The sequence below is a fragment of the Vitiosangium sp. GDMCC 1.1324 genome (assembly GCF_003044305.1).
Classification (GTDB): domain Bacteria; phylum Myxococcota; class Myxococcia; order Myxococcales; family Myxococcaceae; genus Archangium.
On the sequence record NZ_PZOX01000011.1, the window covers coordinates 205,729 to 224,892 of the forward strand.

The following is a 19,164-nucleotide window of genomic DNA, read 5'->3' on the forward strand; positions in this document are numbered from 1 at the left end:
CTTTGCTCGGGGGGGGCGACCGGAGTGGTCGGCCTGCCTGAGCGCACATGCACCGCGCATGCCTCACCTAACTTGTCGTCATTTCAGGCATTAGGTTTCTTCGGAAATAGTCTTCAGCCTACAGTCCGACCCGACTTTGTAGACTCCCGCCTACACCTTGCGCGATTGGACGTTCGGCGTGGATGTCCTCTCCGCCGTCCCTGGGTGCAGTTGAACCAGCCAAAGCCTTTGACACGTTCCCAGCCAGGCATCACGGTGACGGGAGGATACGGATGTCCTCCTGGAACACGGGGTCCACTTCGTACTCCCCGAGGAACTCTCCGCTAAAGCCCTGGATGACGACGCGCTGGCCCTGTTCCAGCCCGCTCACGTCGATGCCCGTGCCGGCATTGACGAACACGAAGGTGGGGCCGGTGCCGTCATCCACCGCGAACTTGAACCCGAAGGGGGTGTCATCCTCGATGTCGCTGACGAGGGTGCCCTTGATGCGGACGAGGCGGCCCTCGGTCTCCTCGCTCACATCGCCCGTCTTCACGGGGTGGGGTGGGGGCTCGTTCGCCTCGCCCAGCACCTCGATGGAGGTCGGAGCGACGCTGAGCACCTGCCCGAAGGAGTTGGTCAGCGTGCCCGTCACCCGGACCACCTGGCCGACCTGGATGTTCGCATCGAGCGAGTCGAGGATGTAGATGCCTGCCTTCTTCTCCTGGATGGCGAAGCCGTTGTCATTGGGGAAGAAGGCTCCGGTGAACGACGTCGCCACGCCCACCACCGTCACGGTGCTATCCAGGGGCTGCTGGCGCGCCTCGGCGATGGAGTCGTGCGAGCCCTCCGCTACGACCGCGCCTGGAACAGCGAGGACCGTCACCACAAGCAGGGCGGCCAGCCCGACCTTCCACTGCGTCCGGACCATGAACATAGAATGCTCCTGGTTCTGCATCCCGAAGGAATCGGTGAGCGCCCATTCCAGTGTCGCGTCCAATCTCATACTTCGAGGTTCGCGCACGCGCAGTCGCACACCGGTCGCAGGTACCTGTCCGGAGTTCGACGTAGTGGTAGCGGCTTGAAGGCGGACGGGTGCAGCGCTCGGCGAGGGTCGCGAGCGAAGCAGTGGTCGTGCTCGGAGCAAGAGCTACTTCGGGGCGAGCTCAGGAGGTATGGACGGCGCGCAGGCGCTTCCAGGCGACCGGCAGTAGCTCGTCGAGGCGGCTGTTGGAATTGATTTCAGACCCACTCGCCGTGACGAATCAATCCGGCTGCACGGCAGCATTCACTTCAGACTCCCTCGCCGCAGCCTTCGTTCCGCTCGCGGCTTCGGCGATCAGGGCAGCGACAGCTTTCGGCTGAGACACATAGATTGCGTGGCTACCCCTCTGCTCGACGATCGTCGCTCCGGCACGCGTGGCCATGGACCGCTGAGCCTCGGGCGGAATCATCCGGTCCTCGGTGGTGACGAGGTACCAGCTGGGCTTGGTCCTCCAGGCCGCCTTGCTGACCGCGCCACGCAGGGCATGGAGCCCCCACGGTACCTGCGAGTTGGCCATGAACCCGGCAAGTCCTGCGTCCAGATCGGCGGCGAACGCTCCGTGGAACTTCTCCTTGTCGAGGAAGAGACGACCGTCCCGCGGCGCGAGGATCGGCGGTACTGGAGCTCCGGGCGGTGGGTTCTTGATCAGCGTGTCCACGGACTCGCCTTCGCTCGGCGCGAAAGCGGCGACGTAGACGAGCGCCGCGACCCTGGGGTCGTTTCCTGCTTCGGTAATCACCACGCCGCCATAGGAGTGTCCCACCAGGATGACGGGTCGGTCCTGCTCCTCGAGGATGAGCTTCGTCGCCGCGACATCGTCGAGCAGAGAAGTGGTCGGGTTCTGCACCACGCTGACGCTGTAGCCGTCCCGCGTCAGGAGCTCGTACACACTCCGCCAACCAGAGCCGTCCACGAAGCCGCCGTGAACGAGAACGACGTTGAAGCGCTTGTTCCGTGCCATCACGCTCGTCTCCTTGCGACGCGGTGCTCACCGCTCGGACCACTCCGAGCCCCCAGAAGGTGCGGTCTCGGTGGCGTGAAAGCAACGGCCCACACGAGGCGGCCCGTCGCGGTTGCCTCACGCCTCCAACGAATGGGTCCGACGAACACGGAGAAGACCCACCGTGCCATCGAGCGGATGCTCGAGCACGAGGCGGGCGTGAGGGGGGTCCCCGGCACGCCTGGCCATGAATCGCTGGGCCGCCACCGGAATTGGCGCTTTCCATCGTGAACGCAGCATTTGTCTCACTTTGGAAAGACCTGTCCGATTGTCTCCACACGGAGGCGTGCCAACGCCGTGCATATCCTCCAGACGTAGCGCCACGCTCGCGCCGTAACGGACACTCTGCTTCACGACCGGAGTCACCATGCCGAACATGCGTGCCGTACAGGTCTCCCGCCCCGGTGGTCCCCTCGAACTGGTCGAACGCCCCATCCCTGAACCCACCCCCGGCTCCGTGCGCATCAAGGTGCAGGCCTGCGGTATCTGCCACAGTGATGCGCTCACCAAGGAAGGCCACATGCCCGGCATTCAGTACCCGCGCGTCCCTGGCCACGAGGTCGTCGGCGTCATCGACGCCCTCGGCCCCAACGTCCCCCCACGGTGGGCCGTCGGCCAGCGCGTCGGCATCGGCTGGCACGCCTGGCACTGCGGCTACTGCGACGCCTGCCGCCGTGGCGACTTCTTCGCCTGCCAGACGGGTGTGCAGGTCACCGGCCTCTCGTTCGACGGCGGCTACGCCGAATACATGATCGCCCCTGCTACCGGCCTCGCGCTGATTCCCGCGGAGTTGTCCGCCGCCGACGCCGCGCCGCTCATGTGCGCGGGCCTCACCACGTTCAACGCCCTCCGCCACAGCGGTGCCACACCTGGCGACCTCGTCGCCGTCCTCGGCCTTGGTGGGCTCGGCCACCTCGGTGTGCAGTACGCCGTCAAGATGGGCTTCATCACGGTCGGCATCGCCCGTGGGAAGGACAAGGCGCCGCTCGCGCGGCAGCTCGGGGCCTCCCACTACATCGACAGCCAGGCCTCTGACCCCGCCGCCGAACTGACGAAGTTGGGCGGCGCGAAGGTCGTCCTCGCCACTGTCACCTACGGCCCGGCGATGAGCGCGACAGTCGGCGGCCTCGCCCCGCACGGGCGACTGATGGTCCTCGGCGCCGCCGACACCCTCCAGGCCTCACCTCTCGTCCTCCTCTCGGGCCGCCGCGCGATCGAGGGCTGGTACTCCGGCACCTCCATTGACGCCCAGGACACCCTGAACTTCAGCCTCCACTCCGGCGTCCGCTCGATGAACGAGGTCTACCCGCTGGAAAAGGCGGCCGAAGCCTACGACCGCATGATGAGCGGCAAGGCGCGCTTCCGCGCCGTGCTCACGACGGGGAAGTAGAGTCAGGAGCCCTACGTATGTGGAAGGAGGCTCATAGGGAGGAGCCTCCTTCCACAGCCGCGACGTTTCTTGGGTTGCTCCGCCCGAACGAGGGGAGCCTGTGCACCTACCGGGTGGCGCTCTTCACGTAGTCCTGGCGCCAGCGCTTGTCCACACGCGTGCGCATGTCGAGCCTCGCGTTGGCATTCTGCTCGGCGGACTCGTACTTCTGCTGGATCTGCCCGTCACCGACGAGGAAGCCGTTCGCGTACACCACGGTCTGATCCGTGCCCAGCTTCAGGGCCTCCTCGTTCGAGCCGACCTTGAGGTTGTGCACCTTTCCGCCGAACGGCTCGCGGGTGACGCTCACCAGTTGGCTGACGCCGGTCTGGGTCTGGACCTTGTCTCCCACGTGCAGCTTCCGGGCCTGCACCATGCCCCGGTCCACCGTGGCGATGGGGTGCATCTCCGTCATCAGCAGCTCCCTCCCGGCCTTGTCCTTGATGCGAACCATGGGCACGGTCTCGAAGCCCTTGGCGATGTCGGTCACGGTGAGTGCCTGGTCGCCCGGGTGGAAGGGGTTGAAGATCTTGTCCCCGATCTGGATGGACTCGATGGGCACCATGCGGCCGTCGGCCAGTTGCACCTTCGTGCCCTCGGCGAGGCAGCTGTTCGTCATGGTCATGCACGGCAACTGCCAGTCCGTGGCCTGGGAGTCTGGATCGTTGCTGATGACGATGGGACGTGGCGGAATCTCGACGGCTCCCTGCTTCATCGGAATGCCCAGAATCATGGTGAGCTCCAGCTGATCCTGGACCTGCCGGCAGCTCGGGTCGAAGAGCGCCGCGTCCGCCCCCGTGAGATTCCAGTTCATCGTCTTGCCGTCAGGGGAGATCGTGACGTGCTGCCAGAAGTTCTGCATCGGGGTGGACAGGGCATTGTTGCTGTCCACGTCGCAGCCGCCGCCCACGTTGGCCAACACGACCTTGATGTTTCCCGGAGGCGTCAGGGTTCCGTTCTGGTACTGCGCGATCCTGTTGGTATCGAAGACGCAGGTGGGGTTGTTGAAGGTGATGCCGATGGAGCCGGACAAGGGGATCTTCAACGCCCACGGGGTTCCGGTCAGGTCGTAGTCGCAATCACCCGTCCAGGTCCGGTTCAGACAGAGGTCCACGCACTGTCCGCCCGTATGGTTCACGGGGTCGGTGATGTTCAGTGTGGACAGGTCGAACTGGCACCTCCTGTTGTTCTCGCGGAAGGTGTAGTAATTCTTCAGGCCCTCGGCCGAGTCGATGAGAGCGTACGACTCCACCTCGTAATCCAGCGCGCTGGTGAGAGTGACGTCCCCGACCGCCGCCACCCTCACGATGGAGCCACTGTACTTCTCGGCGTAACCCATCGCCCCGAGGGCGTTGCCATTTTTGTCATAGGTGGCACTGTCGATATAGAGGTAGTTGGCCACGCCGGGGTAGGTGACCAGCGCGTTGGCCTCCATGTACGGGCTGGTCTCGGAGAGGAAGTTGGTCGAGTTGAGGAAGTGCTGGGGCGTCCGGGTGGCCGTGAGCGTCTGTGTGCGGTCCGTCTTTCGCAGTTGATCGGCGGCACGCTGCTGGTTGATGAGGTCAAAGAGACGGGGCGCCGTCCGCGGCGTCTTCCCGGCCATCTTCAGGCGGGCGAGGACGAACCGGAACACCCGCGGATCCGAGTAGTCGAGGCTCGTGGCGACGTCCGGCGTCACCATGCTCCGGACGTAGCTGCGATCCTCGTGATATGTCTTCAGCTCGGTGAGGGATAGCACCTCGGGACGAGCCACCCCCGAGAATTCGGACTGCGTCCAGTCGATCTGGCTGTTCTGCCCGCCAGACGGCAGTGCGCTCGCGGTGAGCGGCCCCATGAGCCCCACCAGCAGACTCCCCAAAGACATCTTGCGCAGCAAAGCGGGAGACTTCGCCACGTTGATACGGGTCGACATGAATTCGTTCTCCTTGCTTCGATTTCGGTAGTTGGTGCGACGGCATTCCCTTCGAAAAGGGCGCACCGCGCTTCAGCAAGCCACGTGCCTGCCCATGGCCGAGGGCTCCTCAGCGCGACGGTGGTCCTGCATCCCGGGAATGGGGGCGAGTGCGGAGCCGAAGCCGCGAGAGGCGAGCCCTCCACCGAGGCAGCAGCGATGGCGGAACCGAGGGAGGAGCGGACGTCGCGACTGGATTGGGCCGGGCTGCTGCGCAAGGCGTTCACACTGTATTTCTTCGCCTGTATTGGGTGTGGAGGCAGGCGCCGGGTGTTTGGCTGTCAACACCACGCTGCCTGCCGGGGGGCTGAAAAGGCGCGAGCGCGACGCCTGGCCCGGCGATTACGGGCGTCTCTGACGCGTCGGTTGACGCGTCAACGGATTCCCCTGGCGCGTCAACTCTTCCTCAGATGTACAGCTTTGCGCATAAGAGAAATCGCCAGGGCGCACGCTGCCGTCAGCCTCCCACGGGCCTCGGTGGAGCTCCTGCCTGCTTGTGGGGTTCGGGGCCTACGAGCGCCGGGGACGGGCCCGGTGCGCGGTGGCCCATACGAGTATGGCGGCGCCGCTGAAGCTCGCACCCAGGAGTGAAACGCCGGACCAGCCGGCATTGGCGAAGGCGAGCGTAGAGGTGATGGCGCCGATTGCGCTGCCAATCGAATAAAACACCATGTATCCACCGACGAGCCGACTCCGCGCATGTGGAAACAACCCGAAGATGATGCTCTGGTTGGTGACGTGGACCGCCTGAACCGCCAGGTCGAGCAGTACCACTCCGACGATGAGCGCCGGGATTGATGCCGGCAGGAGTGCAATCAATCCCCAGGATGCGAGCAGAAGGCCGAGTGACAGGCCTGTGGTCCATTGTCCGAGACCACGATCCGCCAGCTTTCCCGCGCTGCCGGCAGCCAGCGCTCCCGCGACGCCGATGAGGCCAAACAGCCCGATCTGGCCATGCGACAAGGCTAGCGGCGGTGCGCTGAGCGGCAGCACAAGCGCCGTCCAGAAGGTGCTGAATGTCGCGAAGATCAACAGCGCGAGCACGCCACGCACGAGGAGGACCGGCTCGTGAAGGAACAGGACTGGGACAGAGCGGAGAATGGCGAGATAGCCGGCGGAGGTTTCGCTCGGACGATGTCTGGGCAGGACGCAGAAGAGAATCGCCGCCATGACAAACGTCAATACGGCCGAAGCCAGGTAGACAGCTCGCCAGCCACCGAGATCGGCAAGAACTCCGGAGACGAAGCGTGCGGCGAGGATGCCGATCACCACACCGCTCGTCACCATGCCCACCGCCTTGCCGCCTTCGCCCGGCGCGGCAAGCGTTGCGGCAAAGGCAACGAGCACCTGGACCACGACCGCGAACAGGCCAACGGCCACCATCCCGCACAGTAGCGCGCCTTCGGTCTGGGCCGTGGCCACGAACAGCAGTGCGACCGTCGAAAGGATGGCCTGGCCAACGATGAGACGCCGGCGGTCCAGGAGGTCGCCGAGCGGGACGATGAAGAGTAGCCCAAGCGCGTAACCGACCTGGGTCAGGGTGACGACGAGCCCGATCGCGCCTGGTTTGATTCTGAAATCCTGCGCCATCGCATCGAGCAGGGGCTGGGCATAATAGATGTTGGCAACGCTCAGACCGCAGGCGACGGCGAAGAGCAACGTCGTGCTCTTCGACAGCCCCACCGCCATCGAAGGCGCTTCATCCCGGACGTCATATTCCTCCCCAATGCGGGGCCTCGCCATCTCGTCGCTCATTGCCGCACATCCCTTTCGATGGTCCTATGATAGAACCACTTGCGACGAGGCGGTTCTAGTTCTATTTTAGGACCAGATTGCAGGGGACTTCAGGAGAGCGGAAACCGTGGTGAAACGTATCAGTCTGGCAGGGGAGGATTGTCCGGTGGCGCGGGCGCTCGACATGATCGGCGACTGGTGGTCGCTGCTGATCATCCGAGATGCCTTCGATGGCGTCCGGCGTTTCAGCCAGTTCCAGACCGGCCTCGGCATTGCGAAGGGCATGTTGGCGACGCGACTACGCGATCTCACAGAGCGGGGCGTTCTGGAAATGGCGCCAGCTTCCGATGGTAGCGCCTATCAGGAATACGTTCTGACCGAGAAGGGGCGTGGGCTCTTCCTCGTCATCGTTGCCTTGCGCCAATGGGGCGAGGACCATCTCTTCCAGGAAGGTGAGCGCCACTCGGTCCTGGTCGAGAAGGAAAGCGGCAGACCCGTCATGCGCCTCGAACTGCGTTCGGCCAAAGGGCGCGTTCTTGGCTGGGATGAAACGACGGTCCGGAAAACCGACGAAGGAGGGACTTGAGACCGTCAGCCTTCCACGGGCTTGCGTGGAGTTCCTGGCTGCTCGTGTGGTTCGAGGTCTGCGAGAGCAGGAGGCGCAGGCGGGTCGCCGCCCGCACCGGGTTGTCTCCTTTAGAGTGGCCCAGGCTGCCCTCCCCACGGTCGAGGAGACAGGATTTGAATCCGTCCGCTGGGTCGCTGACTTTCGGGGCTGGCCCCTGCTCCGCCGCACCCAGCCGGGTTCGGGTTTTGCCCGGTGGCCTATCTTCGTGAGGTGCTGATGTTCAGTAGCAATGCATTGTTCTGGGCGGAACTGTACACGCCGTGACGAACTGTAGAAGGCCGGGGGGCGGCCTATGTCCTCCTACGCCGTCCTTGGGTGCAGTTGAACCAGCCAAGGCCTTTGACACCTTCCCAGGACACCTCCCCAGCTATCCGGCAGCGGTCATTGCTTCGAACCTGGGAGCAGATGCTGAGACCCCGCACCCGCCCAAGCTTCCGGTTCATCGCGCGTCGCATCACGCTGCCCAGGCCAGTGCCGGGTAGCAAGGCAAGGGGAGGAGTGTCGATGATCATTGAAACAGACAAGGGACACGTCGAAGGAACCATCGAGGAAGGCATCCACGTGTTCAAGGGCATCCCCTACGCGGCGCCGCCGGTGGACGACCTGCGCTGGCAGCCGCCGCAGGCGGTCACCGAGTGGCGGCCGGACGTACTCAAGGCCGACACCTTCGGGCTGGCCTGCCTCCAGCCCGTCTATGAGGACTCGCTGGATGGCTCCGAGCCCGTGGGTGAGCAGAGCGAGGACTGCCTGTATCTGAACGTCTGGACGTCCGGCGTCGACACCTCGAAGCCCAAGCCGGTCATGGTGTGGATCCACGGCGGTGCCTTCAAGATCGGTGCCTCCCACATCACGATGTTCAGCGGCTTGCCCCTGGCGCGGAAGGGCGCCGTGGTCGTCAGCTTCAACTATCGCCTCGGGAATCTTGGCTTCTTCGCGCATCCTGGCCTGGAGGCGGAGACGGGGGAACAGGGGCCGGTGAACTTCGGGCTCCTGGATCAGATCGCGGCGCTGGAGTGGGTCAAGCGCAACATCGCCGCGTTCGGAGGCGACCCGAACAACGTGACCATCTTCGGCCAGTCGGCCGGAGGAGTGAGCGTGCTCGCCCTGTTCGCCTCGCCGCTGGCGACCGGGCTGTTTCACAAGGGCATCGCGCAGAGCCCGTATGCGATTCCCGAGCACTCGCGGGAGAAGGCCATCGAGAATGGCACCCTGGTGGCGAGCGCGCTGTTCAAGCTGGGCCCCGATGCCACGGCGGCCGAGCTCCGGAAGGTGCCGGCCGAGCTCTTCGCCGCCAATGAGATGGAGGGCCCGGACGGGGAGCCGGTTCCGGTAGGTGGGCTGGCTCCGGTGCCCGTGGTCGACGGCGTGGTGCTGAAGAAGAAGATCCGGCAAGCCTTCAAGGACGGTGATCAGAAGGTGCTACCGCTGATCATCGGGAGCACCAGCAACGAAGCCAGTGTGCTCGCGGCCTTCGGTATGGATCCGGTCGCCGTGCTGGGCAGGTTCGTCGATGCCGGCGGGGAGGATGCGACAGCCTTCTTGCAAGAGCTGAAGAGCCTCTACGCCAAGGATCCAGAGGTAAACCCCAAGGAGCTCGACAACAAACGGCGCTTCGCCCCCCTGCTGCTGCGCGACATGCTGTTCACCATGCAGGCCCGCTGGATCTCGGATCAACACTCGAAGAAGTCGTCGAGCTGGCGTTACTACTTCAGCTACGTCACGGAGGCCGATCGCGAGGAACATCGCTACGGCGTCGCTCACGGAAACGAGGTCGTCTACACCATGGGGACGGGCGATATCTTCGTGGGGAGCAAGGACGTTTTCACGGATAACGACCGGGCGGTGTCCGAGAAGGTCGTCGACTACTGGTACTCGTTCGCGAACACCGGCACCCCCAGCGGGAGCGTGGCGTGGCCCAAGAATGAGTACGGGCTCCTCAATCCGAAGGACCACACCCTGAAACTGGACGACCCAATCACCCTCGAGAAGGGTTTCCGGAGGGCCCGGCTCGACCGGTTCATCATGTTGTATCCCACCCTGGAGGCGGTGCTCTCGGGCGAGGGTGCGGAGGAGGCCGAAGCGACCGGGACGGGCGAGTATCCGGGCGTCGAACCCGCCCAGGAGCCTGCCTCTCCTGGGGACCACTCGTGACGGGAACCAACCTCCTTCACGAAGTTACCGGTGAGGGGGCGGCGATGAGGCTCCGCGAGCGCTTTCCTCGCGGAGCCCTCTGTCCCCCCGGGGCCGCTCCGGGACGCTACCGCCTGGCGCCGAGCCAGCGGTGCACGTCGTCCAGGTACTCGCGCGGCAGGGCGTGCCCGCTGTCGAAGGTCTTGTGCGACTTGCGGCGGGAGGGGGAGGCATCGAACAGGGCGCGGCTGTCCGCGACGGGGGCGAAGTCGTCCTGGTTCGCGGTCAGCAGCAGCCAGTCCTGGTGAATCCGCGCCATGTGGCCCGCGGGTGCAATCTCGCCCAGGGAGGGGTCGATGTGCGGCGGCACCATCGTGACGAGATGGGTGATGCGGGGCTCACGCGCGGCGAGCAGGAGGCCCACCTGCGCTCCCATGCTGTACCCGGCGACGAGCACGCGCGGCGGCTTGCGGGTCGCCAGGACGGAGGAGAGCAGTGCGTGGGCATCCCGGACGGTGTCCGCGATCATCGCCTGGTACAGGGCGGGCTCGCCGCGATGGGCACGCCTGGCGAGCTCGCCGGGTCTGGCGTCGGGAGTCGCCCGCTCGCCGTGCCGCCTCGCATCGAGGAGATAGACCCGGTACCCCGACCGCACCAGGTGGTCCCTCAGCGCGCCACCGTAGGTGGGGGCCGCATCCGACAGCCAGTCCTCCTTGCGCCGGGTGAGGCCATGCAGGAGGACGGCCACCGGAGGATTCGCCGCGCGGCCTTCCGGTTCCAGCACGAGCACGGGGATTCGCTCTCCGTCCTCCGCACGGATCTCCATGGGAGCACCGGGACCGGCGGCACGAGCCACGGAGGCAGCGAGGAGCATGAGGCACAGCGGCAGCAGGCGTTTCATGGCGGGACTCCTGGGAGTGAGAGGCCCTGGCACACTGCCGTCGTGTACGTCAGCGGGGCGTCAAGCCGCGGTTGACACTCGTTTGACGGAGCGGCTGGTAATCTGCCGCCGTTCCCACTCCGAAGCACCTCTCCTGCCCCCATGCGTGTGCTTGTCATCGAGGACAACCGAGACCTCCAGGCCAACATCGCGAGGTTCCTGGGGTCGGACTTCCTGCTGGACTTCGCCGCCACCGGGCCTCAGGGACTCACGCTCGCGCTGAGCCACGAATACGACGTCATCGTGCTGGACCTGATGCTGCCGGGCCTGAGCGGCATCGAGCTGTGCCAGCGCTACCGCCAGCTCGCGCCCCGGCTGGTGCCCATCCTGATGCTGACCGCGCGGGACACGCTCGAGGACAAGGAGGAGGGCTTCCGCGCGGGGGCGGATGACTACCTCGTCAAGCCGTTCTCGCTCCGGGAGCTGCGCTGGCGTCTCGAAGCGCTGGCGCGCCGGCCGGTTCCACCGAGTGGACGGCGGCTGACGGTGGGAAGACTCTCGCTGGAGCCGGACAGCGGCCAGGCCCACCTGGGCGAGCGCACCGTCCGTCTCAACCGGACCGAGGCGCTCATCCTGAAGCTGCTGATGGAGGCCGCGCCCGAGCCCGTCTCGGCGGCCACCCTGGCCCACCATCTCTGGGGCGACGAGGTCCCGGAGTCGAGCGCGTTGCGCACCCACGTCTATGCCCTGCGCAGAGCGCTCGCCGAGCTGGGCATGGACCCGTCCATCACCACCCGGCGCAGCGAGGGATACAGTCTGGATGCGCGGAAATGCCAGGTCGGTCCGTAACATCCTCCTGGGCGCCATGGGGCTGTCCGCGGCGCTCGCGCTCGTGCTGATGGGCGCGTTCTTCACGCTCTTCAGCTACGACCTCGAGGATGTCATCTTCAGCCGGCTCGTGGCCGCCGAGGCGGACCGGCGCCTGGAGACGGCCGCCCCGGAAGGCAGCACGCTCGAGCAGGCACGCCTGCCTGGAATGACGGCCTACGTGGGCCACGCGAGCCTGCCACCCTGGCTCGGGGAGGCGCTGCCGGAGGACACTCCCCGGCGTGAGCGCGAGGTCTTCACCGAGGGCCACGGCCACTTCCACGTCGCGGTGCGCCCGGGCGCGGCGAATGGACGTGGGCTCTACGTCGTCTTCGACGTGACGGAGCTGACGAGCGCCACCAGCCACCTGCGGCGGACGGCCGGACTGCTGGTGACCAGCGCCCTGCTGGCACTGCTGGCCGCCGCGCTGCTCTCCCGCCTCGTCGCGCGGAGGCTCAGCCGTCCCCTGGAACAGCTCGTGGAACGGGTGCGGGCGGACGGCGCACCGCCTCCGGGAGACGATGGCGGCGTGGCCGAGGTGCGCGCGCTGGTCGAGGCGCTGAGGGCCCGGGACGAGCGCATCCAGGGGCTGCTGGAGCGGGAGCGGGCATTCAACCGCGACGCCAGTCATGAGCTGCGCACACCCCTGGCGGTGGCGCAGGGGGCGGTGGAGATTCTGGAGCTGGACCCACCCCGGGACGTGGAGACGTTCGCGCGTCTGCGTCATGCGGTGCACCACATGGGCCTGTTGACGGAGGGAATCCTCTGGCTGGCTCGCACGGGCCACTCCGAAGAGCACTGCGAGCTGGTGGGCATCACGCGCGAGATGGTCGCGCTGTACGGTGGCCCGCGGCAGAGCGACAGCGTGGAGCTCGTCATCGAGGCGGCAGGCGAGGTCCGAGTGCCCCTCCCGGGACCGGTGGCCCGGGTGATGCTGGGCAACCTCATCAAGAACGCACTCGCCTACACGAGCGAGGGGCGCATCGTCATCCGCGTGGAGCCTCGGAGCTGGACCATCTCGGACACGGGCGTGGGCTTCGGCCGTGTCGAGCCCGGACGGACGGGGTTCGGCGTGGGCCTGTCGCTCGTGGAGCGGCTGGCGCGGCGGTTTGCCTGGGAGCTGTCCATCAGCGCCCTCGAGCCGCATGGGGCGAAGGTGCAACTGACGTTCGGCGAGGAGTAACCGCCAGCGCCGTCACATCCCGAGTCGACAGCGCAAGTCCGCGGGGAGCGGATAGACGGATTCCCGCGGCAGGTGCCGGGTGGCCTGCTCGGCTCGCCCGGCATCGAGGAGCTTGCGAATCTTCCGCACCCGCTCCGTGAGGTCCTCGATGGACAGGCACCACTCGTCGACGTAGCGGCCGATGACCGTCCGCCCGAGCCCCACCTGGATGCTGTCGTGCGGGAGGGCCTGACCTCGCAACGAGCGCTCGGGATCCCACTGGATGTGGACGGCCGCGGCTTCGAAGGACCGGCTCCACGCCTGGGGAGTACCGTGGGCCGCTGGCTCGAAGCTCGTCAGCACCCCGAGAGCCAACGCGGCTTCCCAGCCCTCGCGCTGGATGCGGATGGCGAGGATCCGCTCCTGTCCCGACTTGAGCCCCCAGTTGCTGCGCTCCATCAGCCACAAGAAGCTCGGTTTGATCCACGTCATCCGATTGAGCGAGAACGGCGGAGCAAACCGCTGCCGCTCGAGCGCCACGTCCGCGATGGCATCAGGGTAGGCCTGATACACGATGATGGACGTCTGGTCGTGATCGGCACGGATCTCGCGACGGCTGGGCACCTGGAAAGGCTAGCGCATCCCCCCTCGTGCGAGCGAGCCCGTGTGGCGGGAGCCCGGGCAGGAGGCCCGGTCACTGCCCCTCGGGCCCATCTGGTTCCGGGTCCCACCCGTCGAAGGAGCAGCGGGTGCGACAAGGCTCTCGAATGATGCGTGGAGGCCTGGCCACGATCGACGTCCATCGGGGTTGGATTCGCCGGACGATGTCTTCTCCCGGGCCCACGTCCACCACCTCGCGGTGGGCGACCTTGTCATCTCGGCCCCTGGTTCCCAACACGAAGTAGGTGTAGCGCCCTGCGGACAGTCCCGAGGCGGAGGCGCTCGCCGGGTTCCCTCGGTCTTCATCGAGAGGGACTTCCAAGGCACCGCGCGCATTCTGCAGTCTGATTTCGTATTCAGGCAGGGGAAGGTCTCCCTCGACGAGCACCCTGTCATCGAGGGTGACCCGCTCATCGTCGGGAGTGGTGGGCCCCCCATTGGACAGGAGCAGGGTCAGCCGGGAGTTCCCACGCTGCTCATGGAAGTCCAGGACGTGTCGTGAGCCGAGGGCCAACACCACGGTCTGAGGCTTGAACCGGATGGGCGTCTTCCCTGGGGATGTCACCGGAGTGGGAACGACCAGGTAGGTTCCCGGGTCAATCCCATCGATGTCGTAACGCCCATCGCTGACCTGGATGGGGGAGACGTCATAGACAGAGGAGAGGTCATACCCTGGCAACTCGGGTGAGTCGGTGAGCAGCTGGAGAGACGTCTCGACCGGGTGTCCCTCCGAGTCCGTCACGGTGCCCAGCAGCCTCGCGCCAGGCATCATCCGGATGTCCAACCAGGTGTCGCCCGCGCCAATGGGTTGGCGATGCGTTGGAAATTGGTCGTGCGAGACTTCCAGGACGAGGCCATCGGCCTCCACTCCGTCCATCTCGAAGCTTCCGTCGTGACCGGTGACGGCGGAGGACTTGAGGTCCCTCCCGAAGCCGAGCAACTCATCCCCCGAGTCCGCTCTGAGGCGCGAGACCCATGCCCCTTCGATGGGGTCACCGGTCCGTGCGTGGGTCACCCTGCCGCGCAGCGGCTGTCGGGCCTTCATGACGATGTCGCCCAGGTCCTTGACCTGCCCTGGCGCGACCTCGACCTCGCGCAGCAGGATGGGCGTTCGCTCGGGGGCGGAGATGGCCAACTGGGTGGGGCCTGGCCTCTGGAGGTCCAGTTGGAAAGCCCCCTGGGGATCCCGGTGTTCGTAGGTGTCGATGGAGAAGTAGGTGATGGGCGTGCCGTCCTCGCGAACCAGACGCCCGCGGACTCCGCCGATGTAGCGGAAGGTCAGCGTCACGTCCGTGGAGCCGGCGGGGACCACGAGCGGGGACTGCTCGCCCGTCGAATCGGTGCCCGCGGCGCGCACCCTGCTCAGCTCGTGGCCTGGGATGTCGATGGCGAGCTCACACGGGCCTGGGCGCAGGTGCCTCACCGTGAAGCGGCCTTGTTCATCCGTGATGGCGGGGGAGGAGGAGGGGGAGTCTCCCTCCTGGGGCTCATAGGTCCCCTTGGCAGACGTTGCCTCGATTCGGACGTGGGGAATGGGGCGGTTCGACTCGTCCATGATGATGCCGGAGACGCTCAGTCCGGTGTCCAGCCGGACCACGGCCTCGACGGTCTCCGTGCCGAGGACCTCGATGGGGAGCGTCGTGCCGTGGGGTGCTCCCTGGTCGAAGCGGGCCCGGAGGATGTAGTGGCCTGGGGGGATCCCCCCGAGCGCGAAGCGGCCATGCTCGTCGGAGGTCGTGGGCGCGATGACCTCCGTCTCGTCGGGTCCTGTGCGCAGCGAGAGTTTGACCTCCGCCAGGGGCATGCCCTGGGCATCCACGACGTTTCCCTTCACCCGTGCTCCCGGGTGAAGGACCAGGCGCAGGCCGGTGGCTGGCGCATCCACGAGGGTGTGCAGGGGCATGTATGGGTCTGAATCGACGCGGAGCGCGAAACGGCCGGGCGCGGCGCGCTCGAAGGCGAAGCGACCGTTCTCGTCCGCGCGGAACTGATGCACGCGCGACTCATGAGCGTCGATGGGGCCGCCCATGGGGCCTGGCTCATCGTTCCCATCCTCCTCTGGCGGGGAAAGCCAGGGTTTGTCGTCCTCATCCTCGTCCATGACACTCTCCGAGAGTTGGACGATGGCCTTCGGCACGGGACGGCCCTCGGTGTCGACGAGCACGCCACGGATGCGGACGGTCGGCTTGAGGACCCAGTCCCGTGTCGGAGTCCTGGCCGGCGCTACGTTGGGGAAGCGTCTGTCCGCGTAGCCTTCGGCCCTCACCGTGACCTTGTAGTCTCCTGGAGACAAGGCCTCGAAGGTGAAGCGTCCCTGCGTGTCCGTGAGGGTCTTCTCTTCGTCGGGCCCCTCGACCTCGACCACGGCGTCGGGGATGGGGTTCCCCTTCGGGTCCTTCACCGTGCCGCTGAACGAGACGAGTGGCTCGAGTTCGATGTCGACCGCGGCCTCCGGGTAGCCTTCTTCCAGCTTCACGCGGGCGTGGCCGCGCTTGCGCGAGGTGCTTGCCGTCAGTTCGTGGTCACCCGAGGGCATGTCCTCGAGGATGAAGCGCCCGTCCCCGCTCGTTCGTGTGGAATGCCCTGTCCCGGTGGCCACGACCTCCGCGTCGGCGACGGGATGCTCCCCGTCGCGCACCTGCCCGACGAGACGCCGGGGCGCATGGAGCACCACGTCGTCATCCAGGTCCTGGAGCGAGGACAGCGACTCGTACGCGGGCAGCAGGTCGGGATGCTGGGCGACGAGTCCGTAGTTTCCATCGGGCAGCGGGCCGAGCGAGAAGCGGCCCTGCTTGTCGGTGGTCGCCTCGAAGTAGCGCGAGTGCTCGGCGAGAAAGAGCGTCACGCTGGCGTCCTGCAGGGGGCGATTGGCCTCGTCCACGACACGGCCGGAAAGGGTGGCGCTTCTTCCGAGCACGAGCTTCAGGCCGGTGGCGCCCGCTTCCACGTGGGGAGCCACCCCGGCGCCTCGCGCATCCAGGGCCCAGAGGGCGATGGCTCCATCGGGCAGTCCCGTGAGCGAGAAGGTCCCATCCGCGGAGGACGTGGTCCTCGCCACCACGGGCGCTGCACCCAGTCCTTGCTCGATGAGCCCGGTGAGCCGCCGTCTCGGCGCGCCCCGGCAGTTGGGAGAGGACAGGAGGGTGTTCGGAGACTTCCCCTCACAGGGGAGGGCGGACAGGGACTTCCCGGGCAGGCTCAGCGTCGCGGAGACCTCGACACCGGCGACAGGGGTGTCGTCCCAGGCGACGACCCTTCCCTGGATGACCCCGTCACCGCGAGGCGGCGGCGTGGGCGCCTCTCGAACGGGCCTGGCGCGCTGGGGCGGCACCGCGGGCTTCGCGCCGGGAAGGACGCCCCCGACCACGGCGGCTCCCAGGACGAGCGCGACGAACGCGGATGCGGCCAGGAGTTGCTTGTGTAATGCGGTTGCCATGCTGTCCGGAGACTAGCAGCATGTCGGGCCGGAGCCGAAGGCGGGGCGTCGGCCGCGCTACTGCGCGACGATGTCGAGCATCATCGCCTTGTTGGGGCCGAGTATTCTTCTGGCGATCGGGCCCGTCAGGCGATTGCCCATGAGGCGCAGGGCTGCCCCGCGAATGATTCGCTGAGCCTCGTTGGCCGGGGTGAAGAGCTGTCTCGACTTCAGCCCTTGAAGCTGCATGTTCACAATGAACGGGCGCAGCTTCGCCTGGTTCAGCGGGTAGAAGAAGTCCTCCTGCGGACCAAAGACGAGCTGACGGACGGTCGAGCGCATGCCGTCCGCGCCCACCACGAGGTCGAAGCGTTCGGTCGTGGTCGTGCCGCTCTTCGTGTGGGTCATCGTGACGTCGACCCAGAGCGTGGTCTGGGGCGGAAATCGGCTTGGATTGGGGTTAGCGGCGGCGCTGCTCGCGCCAGGCCCGGGGCGTCACTCCGTGGACGCGCCGGAAGGTGCGGATGAAATGGGTGACGTCGGTGTAACCCACCTGGCTGGCGATGGTCTCGATACTGGCTCCCGTTTCCAGCAGGCACCGCCGGGCCTCGGCCATGCGGTGCTCTCGCAGCCAGTCGCCCACCGTCAGCCCCGTCTCCTTGCGGATGACGTTGGCCAGGTGCGAGGGCGTGCACCCCACCGCCGCCGCGACGTCCTGGAGCGAGAGGGGCCGCAAGCAGTGCGCCTCGATGTAGGCGAGCGCATCGTGCACGAGCCCGCCGCTCATGGACGGCGCGATAGGCGCGTGCTCCTGCAGCTCGCGCAGGAGCTCCGTGACCAGCAAGACGAACCATGCGTGTGCGGCGTTCTCCACGCCCCACCGGGCCTCTCGCAGTTCGGCTTCCAGCTCGGCCACCTGGTGCACGATTCGACGCCACCGGGATGGTCCGGGCCGCAGCCGAAGCAGTCCCCGGACGAAGAGGCTCCTCGCCGGAGGGGGCTTCGTCTTTCCAGTGTCTCGAGGCGATTCTGGCAACCATTCCGGTCCGAGCGAGCGGAGCAGCAGCGGATCGAACCCCACGATCCACCCCTCGAGGTTGCCAATATCGAGGGGCTGGTGCTCCACGCCGGCGGGGACGAGGTGGATGTCCCCCTCATGGAGCTCGACTTGCTCCAGGTGGCGGCCTCGCCCCCTTCCCGCCGTCAGCACGAAGACCGTGAAGAAGGTCGAGACGAGCGGCCCGGGCGGAGGCACGGGCCTGTGTCCTGGTATACGAATGACACGCAAGGGCAGGCCCCCTGCGCCCATCGTGTCCAGGGTGACGAGATGGGGAGGTGAGCGCTGCGGTGTGCGTTTCATGGACGGTGAGTATGGGTGAGTATGTCCCCCCGTTCAGCCATCCCGGAAGCCCCGCACGGCCGTTCTCCCGAGGTTGGTACTTGCAATGTGCAAGCGGTAAGGGTACCAATGAACCGGTTGCAAACTGCAATCGGTTTGAATGAAGAGGTCTCACAATGTCACTCGCGCTCTATGGTCATCCCTTCTCCTCGTACACGCAGAAAGTGCTCATCGCGCTGTACGAGAACGGCCTGCCCTTCGATTTCCGCTGTCTCGGGCCGGAGACGCCGCAGCACTCGGCGGAGTGGCTGCGGCGCTGGCCGCTGCGCAAGTTCCCGATGCTCTTGGACGGCGAGCGCCACATCGTCGAGACCAGCATCATCATCGAGTACCTGCAGCTCGTGCATCCCGGGCCGGTGCGCCTGTTGCCCGCGGACCCAATGGCCGCGCTGGACGTGCGCTTCCTCGACCGCTTCTTCGACCTGCACGTCATGAACGAGGTGCAGCACGCGGTAAACGGTGCGCTGACAGGTGACCCGGTGAAGCGCAAAGAAGGACTGGCGCTTGCTACACAAAAGCTGGAACTCGCCTACGCGTGGCTCGAAGGACAGCTTGCTGGCAGGACCTGGGCCGCTGGCGCTGACTTCACACTGGCGGACTGCGCGGCCGCGCCCTCGCTGTTCTACGCGGACTGGACGCACCGGATTTCCGAGGCGTTTCCCGTGCTGCGTGCCTACCGCGCGCGGTTGCTTGCCCGCCCGTCTTTCGCCCGGGCGGTGGAGGAAGCGCGGCCGTTCCGGTCGCTCTTTCCCCTCGGGGCGCCGGATAGGGATTGAAGCCCCGCTCCGCCTGGAGAACTGCGCAACCATGACACGTGGTAGCCGATCAGGGCCCCAGGTTCTCAGGAACCTGGGGCCTTTTGTTTTTCCGGGGGGTGCACCGTGC

Annotated in this window: 15 protein-coding genes; 6 read left to right on the plus strand and 9 right to left on the minus strand. The window is 66.5% G+C overall.

Annotated elements, in window-relative coordinates; genetic code table 11:
- Positions 1–250: 250 nt before the first annotated feature.
- Positions 251–916 (minus strand): hypothetical protein, encoded by a 666-nt coding sequence (locus DAT35_RS29995; protein ID WP_108071334.1) that lies wholly within the window; start codon positions 914–916, stop codon positions 251–253.
- 328 nt (positions 917–1,244) lie between these two features.
- Positions 1,245–1,985, minus strand: a complete 741-nt coding sequence (locus DAT35_RS30000) for an alpha/beta hydrolase (protein ID WP_108071336.1) — start codon at positions 1,983–1,985, stop codon at positions 1,245–1,247.
- Between the two features lie 406 nt (positions 1,986–2,391).
- On the opposite strand from DAT35_RS30000, the gene DAT35_RS30005 reads away from it, so the two are divergent.
- Positions 2,392–3,414: an alcohol dehydrogenase gene (locus DAT35_RS30005; RefSeq protein WP_108071338.1), complete on the plus strand. Its 1,023-nt coding sequence runs from the start codon at positions 2,392–2,394 to the stop codon at positions 3,412–3,414.
- 106 nt (positions 3,415–3,520) lie between these two features.
- Here the strand turns inward: DAT35_RS30005 and DAT35_RS30010 are convergent, their stop codons facing one another.
- Both DAT35_RS30010 and DAT35_RS30020 read right to left on the minus strand, forming a co-directional pair.
- The gene (locus tag DAT35_RS30010) at positions 3,521–5,365 is read right to left on the minus strand and encodes a Hint domain-containing protein (RefSeq protein WP_146209944.1); all 1,845 of its coding nucleotides are present in this window, start codon (positions 5,363–5,365) and stop codon (positions 3,521–3,523) included.
- Positions 5,366–5,914: 549 nt separating this feature from the next.
- Positions 5,915–7,159: an MFS transporter gene (locus DAT35_RS30020; protein WP_199243039.1), complete on the minus strand. Its 1,245-nt coding sequence runs from the start codon at positions 7,157–7,159 to the stop codon at positions 5,915–5,917.
- Positions 7,160–7,265: 106 nt separating this feature from the next.
- Here DAT35_RS30020 and DAT35_RS30025 point away from each other — a divergent pair, with 106 nt between their 5' ends.
- Both DAT35_RS30025 and DAT35_RS30030 read left to right on the plus strand, forming a co-directional pair.
- Complete coding sequence (locus tag DAT35_RS30025) at positions 7,266–7,724, plus strand: helix-turn-helix domain-containing protein (RefSeq protein ID WP_233261797.1); 459 nt, start codon at positions 7,266–7,268, stop codon at positions 7,722–7,724.
- A gap of 546 nt (positions 7,725–8,270) precedes the next feature.
- Positions 8,271–9,917: a carboxylesterase/lipase family protein gene (locus DAT35_RS30030; protein ID WP_158501945.1), complete on the plus strand. Its 1,647-nt coding sequence runs from the start codon at positions 8,271–8,273 to the stop codon at positions 9,915–9,917.
- 106 nt (positions 9,918–10,023) lie between these two features.
- Here the strand turns inward: DAT35_RS30030 and DAT35_RS30035 are convergent, their stop codons facing one another.
- Positions 10,024–10,797 (minus strand): alpha/beta hydrolase, encoded by a 774-nt coding sequence (locus tag DAT35_RS30035; protein ID WP_108071346.1) that lies wholly within the window; start codon positions 10,795–10,797, stop codon positions 10,024–10,026.
- 141 nt (positions 10,798–10,938) lie between these two features.
- Here DAT35_RS30035 and DAT35_RS30040 point away from each other — a divergent pair, with 141 nt between their 5' ends.
- A complete protein-coding gene (locus DAT35_RS30040) occupies positions 10,939–11,625 on the plus strand; it encodes a response regulator transcription factor (protein ID WP_108071349.1) in 687 nt (228 codons plus the stop codon).
- On the plus strand, positions 11,597–12,826 hold the full coding sequence (locus DAT35_RS30045) for a HAMP domain-containing sensor histidine kinase (protein ID WP_233261798.1): 1,230 nt from the start codon (positions 11,597–11,599) through the stop codon (positions 12,824–12,826). The genes DAT35_RS30040 and DAT35_RS30045 overlap by 29 nt, the downstream gene beginning before the upstream one ends.
- Before the next feature lie 12 nt (positions 12,827–12,838).
- On the opposite strand, the gene DAT35_RS30050 is transcribed toward DAT35_RS30045, so the two are convergent.
- The 4 genes from DAT35_RS30050 to DAT35_RS30065 all read right to left on the minus strand — a co-directional run bounded on the left by DAT35_RS30050 (position 12,839) and on the right by DAT35_RS30065 (position 18,135).
- Positions 12,839–13,429 (minus strand): DUF4291 domain-containing protein, encoded by a 591-nt coding sequence (locus tag DAT35_RS30050; protein WP_108071353.1) that lies wholly within the window; start codon positions 13,427–13,429, stop codon positions 12,839–12,841.
- A 70-nt stretch (positions 13,430–13,499) separates the two neighbouring features.
- On the minus strand, positions 13,500–16,901 hold the full coding sequence (locus tag DAT35_RS30055; RefSeq protein WP_108071355.1) for a carboxypeptidase-like regulatory domain-containing protein: 3,402 nt from the start codon (positions 16,899–16,901) through the stop codon (positions 13,500–13,502).
- A gap of 57 nt (positions 16,902–16,958) precedes the next feature.
- Positions 16,959–17,288 (minus strand): hypothetical protein, encoded by a 330-nt coding sequence (locus DAT35_RS60080; RefSeq protein WP_199243040.1) that lies wholly within the window; start codon positions 17,286–17,288, stop codon positions 16,959–16,961.
- 52 nt (positions 17,289–17,340) lie between these two features.
- Positions 17,341–18,135: an AraC family transcriptional regulator gene (locus DAT35_RS30065; protein ID WP_233261799.1), complete on the minus strand. Its 795-nt coding sequence runs from the start codon at positions 18,133–18,135 to the stop codon at positions 17,341–17,343.
- Positions 18,136–18,395: 260 nt separating this feature from the next.
- On the opposite strand from DAT35_RS30065, the gene DAT35_RS30070 reads away from it, so the two are divergent.
- On the plus strand, positions 18,396–19,055 hold the full coding sequence (locus DAT35_RS30070; protein WP_108071359.1) for a glutathione S-transferase family protein: 660 nt from the start codon (positions 18,396–18,398) through the stop codon (positions 19,053–19,055).
- Positions 19,056–19,164: the final 109 nt, after the last annotated feature.

Bases quoted from the DNA above. Each gene is read 5' to 3' on its own strand.
- DAT35_RS29995 (WP_108071334.1), bottom strand. From the start codon at position 916: ATGTTCATGGTCCGGACGCAGTGGAAGGTCGGGCTGGCCGCCCTGCTT.
- DAT35_RS30000 (WP_108071336.1), bottom strand. From the start codon at position 1,985: ATGGCACGGAACAAGCGCTTCAACGTCGTTCTCGTTCACGGCGGCTTC.
- DAT35_RS30005 (WP_108071338.1), top strand. From the start codon at position 2,392: ATGCCGAACATGCGTGCCGTACAGGTCTCCCGCCCCGGTGGTCCCCTC.
- DAT35_RS30010 (WP_146209944.1), bottom strand. From the start codon at position 5,365: ATGTCGACCCGTATCAACGTGGCGAAGTCTCCCGCTTTGCTGCGCAAG.
- DAT35_RS30020 (WP_199243039.1), bottom strand. From the start codon at position 7,159: ATGAGCGACGAGATGGCGAGGCCCCGCATTGGGGAGGAATATGACGTC.
- DAT35_RS30030 (WP_158501945.1), top strand. From the start codon at position 8,271: ATGATCATTGAAACAGACAAGGGACACGTCGAAGGAACCATCGAGGAA.
- DAT35_RS30035 (WP_108071346.1), bottom strand. From the start codon at position 10,797: ATGAAACGCCTGCTGCCGCTGTGCCTCATGCTCCTCGCTGCCTCCGTG.
- DAT35_RS30040 (WP_108071349.1), top strand. From the start codon at position 10,939: ATGCGTGTGCTTGTCATCGAGGACAACCGAGACCTCCAGGCCAACATC.
- DAT35_RS30045 (WP_233261798.1), top strand. From the start codon at position 11,597: ATGCGCGGAAATGCCAGGTCGGTCCGTAACATCCTCCTGGGCGCCATG.
- DAT35_RS30055 (WP_108071355.1), bottom strand. From the start codon at position 16,901: ATGGCAACCGCATTACACAAGCAACTCCTGGCCGCATCCGCGTTCGTC.
- DAT35_RS60080 (WP_199243040.1), bottom strand. From the start codon at position 17,288: ATGACCCACACGAAGAGCGGCACGACCACGACCGAACGCTTCGACCTC.
- DAT35_RS30070 (WP_108071359.1), top strand. From the start codon at position 18,396: ATGTCACTCGCGCTCTATGGTCATCCCTTCTCCTCGTACACGCAGAAA.